This window comes from Methylibium sp. (assembly GCF_031393925.1).
GTDB lineage: Bacteria > Pseudomonadota > Gammaproteobacteria > Burkholderiales > Burkholderiaceae_C > Methylibium.
In genome coordinates this window covers 1-4913 of sequence record NZ_JANMWL010000196.1, presented here as the reverse complement: position 1 = coordinate 4913, position 4913 = coordinate 1, and the positions used below count along the sequence as shown (strand labels likewise).

Here is a 4913-nt window from a genome sequence, read left to right as displayed (position 1 = left end):
ACCCGTACCTGGTCGACGCGCCCGACGTGTTGCTCCCATCGAGACGCGGGCCGATCTGCGCCGTGCCGTCGATCGTTTTCGGCTCGATGGCCAACGACGGCGGTCACCTCTTGCTCGACGACGCCGAGCGAACAGCCCTCCTTGCCTCGGAGCCGCAGGCCGAGCACTGGCTTCGTCCGTTCCTCGGAGCGGATGAGTTCATCAACGGCCGGACCCGTTGGTGCCTGTGGCTCGTGGACTGCCCTCCCGAGGTTTTGCGCGCGATGCCGAACGTGCGGGCGCGGGTTCAGGGGGTCAAGCGGCATCGCGACGCCAGCAGCCGGGCAGCGACACGGTCGCTCGCCGCCACGCCGTCGCTGTTTGGCGAGATTCGCCAGCCCGCCGGGCGCTACCTGCTGGTGCCGCGCCACTCGTCCGAGCGTCGCGAAATCATCCCGATCGGATTTCTTGAACCTGCCGTCATCGTCGGCGACGCGAACCTTTGCGTGCCCGACGCGACCGTGTTCCATTTTGGCGTGCTGACCTCGCGCATGCACATGGCCTGGGTCAAGTACGTCTGCGGGCGCCTCGAAAGTCGCTACCGTTACACCAACCAGATCGTCTACAACAACTTCCCCTGGCCTGAGGTGCCCACCAGCAAACATGCTGACGCCATCGAGTCCGCCGCGCAGTGCGTCCTGGACGCCCGCGCCGCCTTCCCCGGCGCAACACTCGCCGATCTCTACGACCCGCTGACCATGCCGCCGGCGCTGCTCAAGGCGCATCAGAAGCTCGATAACGCCATCGACGCCGCCTACGGCAAGAAGGGCGCGTTCAAGACCGATGCCGAGCGCGTCGCGTACCTGTTCGAGCTCTACCAGCGCCTCACGTCGCTGCTGCCGGCCGCTCAGCCCAGGAAGAAAACTCGGGGTCGGGCTACTGCTTGATCAGCCGAACACCGGCGGCCCGCATCACCGACCAGAGCGCCGGTGGGTCCGTGCCAATCACCGCACGCCGAATGGCAGGCCAAGCCCGTGTGATGATGGCCGCCGTTTCGGCGGCCGACAGCTTGCCCGAGTCGAGCGCAAACAAACGAAGACCGGCCGCGCGAACTGCCGCCAGCTCGTTCTGGTCGCGGGTCACCACGACCCAGCCGTGCCGACCGACTTCAGCGATCCATTGCGTGTCGAGGGCGTCGTGAGCGAACACTGCCCCCGCCGCAGCGGCATCGTTTTCAGGTGGCGCGCCGACGCTCGAAGCGCAGAGCCTCTTCGATGTCGGCCACGCTCACGTCGTAGTCTCGCGCCATGTCGGCAATGCCGTCGCCGGCACGGAAACGGGCCTCACCACTTCCGTGCGGACATAGGCATTCGCCAGCACGGGTCTGCCGAACGAGCGCGCCGGGTCGACGAGCACGGACCGCGGTGGCTTGGTTTCGAGCAGCGATTCCCGGGTGAAGGGAAACAGAGGGCCCAGCACCCCACGGGGGGCAGCCCCGCAGGGGCGTAGGCGCCCGTCACCTCAGCTCGCTGCGAAGCGCAGCATCCCGTCCTCCCCCCGCCGCCGCTCGAGGCGCCCCTGGAACCACAGCAAATGCAGGTGCGCGATGGCTTCACCCAGCGCGAAGGTGGTCTGGTGCAAATCGAGCGCGCGCTTGAACAGCACCGGCAGCAGCTCGGCGGCGGTCCGGGGCGCGGCGGCGCAGGCGTGCATCACCTCGGCCAGCCGCTCGTCGTGGTGCTGTTGCAGCTGGTCGATGCGCGTGTGCAGGCCGGTGAAGGGCCGACCGTGCGAAGGCAGCACCAGCGTGTGCGCCGGCATGGCCCGCATGCGCTCGATGGAAGCGAGGTAGAGCGCCAGCGGGTCGGACTCGGGTTCCAGGTCGATCACCATCACGTTGGTGCTGATGCGCGGCAGCACCATGTCGCCGGCGATGAGCACGCCCGCAGGCGCCTCGGGGCCCCCACCGATGTCGGCGCAGTGCAGCGCGATGTGCTCGGGCGCATGGCCGTGGCCGGCGTGGCAGACCCACTCGTGCGCGCCGATCGCCAGCCGCTGGCCGTCCATCAGGCGGTGGTAGCGCGCGGGCACGGCCGGCACCATCGAGGAGTAGTAATTGGTGCGCTGGCGCAGCTTCTTCAGCGCCTGCTCATCGGTGACGCCGTGGCGCGCGAAGTGCGCCGCCGCGGCCTCGCCGCCCATGCCGGCGGCCGACCGCGAGGCCAAGGTGGCCGCGTGCCAGTCGGTGGCGCTGATCCAGAGGTCGCAGCTCCAGCGCTCGGTCAGCCAGTGCGCCAGGCCGATGTGGTCGGGGTGCATGTGGGTGACGATCACGCGCAGCACCGGCAGCCCCTCGAGTTCGTTGGCGAACACTTGCTCCCAGGCGGCGCGCGTGCGGTCGTCGGTGATGCCGCAGTCGACGATGGCCCAGCCTTCGCGGCCGTGGTGGCGGTCGCGCAGCAGCCACAGGTTGATGTGGTCGAGCGCGAAGGGCAGGCCCATGCGCAGCCACTTCACGCCCGGCGCGACTTCAATGGTGCGGCCGAGCGCCGGCAGCGTGTCGCCGAGCGGGTAGCCGAGCTGGTGTTCGAGTGCGTTCATGGTGGGTTTGAAGGCGGCACGGGGCGGCGGCTAAACTTGACGTTAACGTAAACGTCAATCATCTTCATTCTAGGCAGCCATGGCCGCCCCTGCCGTCTCCCCCGTCTTGCCGACGCCCAGCTTCACGATCAGCGAGCTGGCGCGCGAGTTCGACCTCACCACGCGCGCGATCCGCTTCTACGAAGACTGCGGCCTGCTCACGCCCGAGCGCGGTGGCGCCGGCGGCCGCCAGCGTGTCTACACCACGCGCGACCGCACGCGCCTGAAGCTCACGCTGCGAGGCAAGCGGCTGGGGCTGTCGCTGGCCGAGATCAAGGAACTGGTGGACATGTACGAGTCGCCGCGCGATTCGGTGCCGCAGCTGCGCAAGCTCCTTACCGTGCTGGACGAGCACCGCGGGCAGATCGAGCTGCAGCTCGCCGACCTGCAGGCCACGCTCGACGAGGTCCGCGCGCACGAGAAGGAGGCGCGGCGCCTGCTGGTCGCAGGCGAGACGCGCGCCGCGGCCGGCGCGAGTGTCAAGCTCGCCGCGTCCGCTGAGGACATGAAGCGTGCCGTGCCGTGCGCGCGCAGCGCGCGCTCCCGAGTCGGTTGATGCAAAGCCAGCCCATGCAAGCCGCCGACCCCGATTTCGCCGCACGCGTCGCCGCGTCGTTTGCGCGCCAGGGCGCCATGCAGCTGATCGGCGCGCGCCTCCAGTCGGTCGAGGCCGGCCGCGTGGTGATCGGTCTGGCGCACCGCAGCGAGCTGGCGCAGCAGCACGGCTTCGTGCATGCCGGCATCCTGGCCACCGCGCTCGACTCGGCCTGCGGCTATGCGGCTTCGAGCTTGATGCCGGCCGACGCGGGCGCGCTCACCATCGAGTTCAAGGTCAACCTGCTCGCGCCCGCCAAGGGACCGCGCTTTCGCCTGGAGGGCCAGGTCGTCAAGCTCGGGCGCACCATCACCGTGGTCGAGGGCCGCGCGCTGCAAATCGACCCAACGGGCGCCGAGCGGCTGGTGGCCACCATGACCACCACCGTGATGACCGTGACCGGCCGCGACGGCATCCAGCACTGAAGTCCTCGAGAAAGAACCTGCTCATGAACAACCTGCCCGGCCTCGACTTCATGCTCGGTGAAGACATCGATGCACTGCGCGACACCGTGCGCTCCTTTGCCCAAGCCGAGATCGCACCGCGTGCCGGCCAGATCGACGAAAGCGACCAGTTCCCGATGGACCTGTGGCGCAGGATGGGCGAGCTGGGCGTGCTCGGCATCACCGTGCCCGAGGCCTACGGCGGCGCCGACATGGGCTACCTGGCGCACATGATCGCGATGGAAGAAATCTCGCGCGCCTCGGCCAGCGTGGGCCTGTCCTACGGTGCGCATTCCAACCTGTGCGTCAACCAGATCAAGCGCAACGGCAACGACGCGCAGCGTGCGAAGTACCTGCCCAAGCTGGTGAGCGGCGAGCACGTCGGCGCGCTGGCGATGAGCGAGACGGGTGCCGGCTCCGACGTCATCAGCATGAAGCTCAAGGCCGAGGACAAGGGCGGCTTCTACCTGCTGAGTGGCACCAAGATGTGGATCACCAACGGCCCGGATGCCGACACCATGGTGGTCTATGCGAAGACCGAGCCCGAAGATGACAGCCCCCACGCTTCGCTGCCCCCCGAGGGGGCTCGCCAGCCTTCGGGCGGCCGGGCGGCCGGCGGCGGCGCACGCAGCATCACCGCCTTCATCGTCGAGAAGGGCATGAAGGGTTTCTCGACCGCGCAAAAGCTCAACAAGCTCGGCATGCGCGGCTCGCACACCGGCGAGATGGTGTTCGCCAACGTCGAGGTGCCGGTCGAGAACATCCTCGGCACGCTCGGCGGCGGCGCCAAGGTGCTGATGAGCGGCCTGGACTACGAGCGCGCGGTGCTCGCGGCCGGGCCGATCGGCATCATGCAGGCGGTGATGGACAACGTCGTGCCCTACATCCACGACCGCAAGCAGTTCGGGCAGAGCATCGGCGAGTTCCAGCTCATCCAGGGCAAGGTGGCCGACATGTACACGGTGCTGCAGGCGGCGCGCGCCTTTTGCTACACGGTGGGCAAGAACCTCGATGCGCTCGGCCCGCAGCATGTGCGCCAGGTGCGCAAGGACTGCGCCAGCGTCATCCTGTGGTGCGCCGAAAAGGCCACCTGGATGGCCGGCGAGGGCATCCAGGTGTTCGGCGGCAACGGCTACATCAACGACTACCCGCTAGGGCGCCTGTGGCGCGACGCCAAGCTCTACGAGATCGGCGCCGGCACGAGCGAGATCCGGCGCATGCTGATCGGGCGGGAGTTGTTCGCAGAGACGATGTGA

At 68.6% G+C, this 4913-nt stretch carries 6 protein-coding genes; 4 read left to right on the top strand and 2 right to left on the bottom strand.

Annotated features, from left to right (window positions below):
- On the top strand, positions 1-926 hold a 926-nt coding region (locus RMO12_RS10945), incomplete at its 5' end, for a type IIL restriction-modification enzyme MmeI (RefSeq protein WP_405029664.1).
- Here RMO12_RS10945 and RMO12_RS10940 read toward each other — a convergent pair.
- Together RMO12_RS10940 and RMO12_RS10935 are read right to left on the bottom strand one after the other, a co-directional pair.
- A complete protein-coding gene (locus RMO12_RS10940) occupies positions 916-1188 on the bottom strand; it encodes a hypothetical protein (RefSeq protein ID WP_309639302.1) in 273 nt (90 codons plus the stop codon). The genes RMO12_RS10945 and RMO12_RS10940 overlap by 11 nt on opposite strands.
- 312 nt (positions 1189-1500) lie before the next feature.
- Positions 1501-2580 carry an MBL fold metallo-hydrolase gene (locus RMO12_RS10935; protein ID WP_309639301.1) on the bottom strand — a complete coding sequence of 360 codons (1080 nt, stop codon included), beginning with the start codon at positions 2578-2580 and terminating at the stop codon, positions 1501-1503.
- 79 nt (positions 2581-2659) lie between these two features.
- On the opposite strand from RMO12_RS10935, the gene RMO12_RS10930 reads away from it, so the two are divergent.
- From RMO12_RS10930 to RMO12_RS10920, 3 genes are read left to right on the top strand one after another with little or no spacing between them, the layout of a single operon-like run.
- A complete protein-coding gene (locus RMO12_RS10930; RefSeq protein ID WP_309639300.1) occupies positions 2660-3175 on the top strand; it encodes a MerR family DNA-binding transcriptional regulator in 516 nt (171 codons plus the stop codon).
- A complete protein-coding gene (locus tag RMO12_RS10925; protein WP_309625164.1) occupies positions 3175-3639 on the top strand; it encodes a PaaI family thioesterase in 465 nt (154 codons plus the stop codon). The genes RMO12_RS10930 and RMO12_RS10925 overlap by 1 nt, the downstream gene beginning before the upstream one ends.
- Before the next feature lie 23 nt (positions 3640-3662).
- Entirely contained in the window at positions 3663-4913 is a 1251-nt protein-coding gene (locus RMO12_RS10920) for an isovaleryl-CoA dehydrogenase (RefSeq protein WP_405029663.1), read from the top strand.